This window comes from Vibrio sp. D173a, assembly GCF_030248475.1.
In genome coordinates this window covers 1-495 of sequence record NZ_JAHGAH010001128.1, presented here as the reverse complement: position 1 = coordinate 495, position 495 = coordinate 1, and the positions used below count along the sequence as shown (strand labels likewise).

Sequence of the window (495 nt, the reverse complement as noted above, 5' to 3'; positions counted from 1 at the left end):
GATGTCATCGTTTACGGCCGGTCTGGTACGGCAATGCAGGCGTTCGATAATCAGTTAACTGAGAAAGAGATTGCTGCAGTGATCACCTATCAACGCAATGCGTGGGGCAACGATCCGGGTGATGTTATTCAGGCATCCGACATCAACGCCTATAAACAGCAAATCGAAGGCGGTGGCAGTGCGGATGCTACGTCTGATACGCAAACAACACCCGAGTCCTCGATGAGTAAGGAGGCGATATGAGTTCACCTATCAACAAACCGGTGAAGTCAGCGCCGGCTGAAGATCAAGCGATCAGTCATACTGCCGATGATTTAATCGACGTGACCGATCATGACCATCATGAAGCACCAAAAGGATGGGCTCGTTGGCTCTACTCAACCAATCATAAGGATATAGGCACACTCTATCTGTGGTTCAGCTTTGCGATGTTCTTAACGGGCGGGGCGATGGCTATGGTGATTCGTGCCGAGTTATTTCAACCCGGATTACAGC

Annotated in this window: 1 protein-coding gene and 1 pseudogene; both read left to right on the top strand. The window is 50.1% G+C overall.

Going from position 1 to position 495, the window contains the following annotated elements:
* On the top strand, nt 1-243 hold a 243-nt coding region (locus KIV40_RS31765), incomplete at its 5' end, for a cytochrome c (protein ID WP_285353306.1).
* A pseudogene (locus tag KIV40_RS31760) lies at nt 240-495 on the top strand (cytochrome c oxidase subunit I); the annotation flags it as partial. The gene KIV40_RS31765 and the pseudogene KIV40_RS31760, both read left to right, overlap by 4 nt.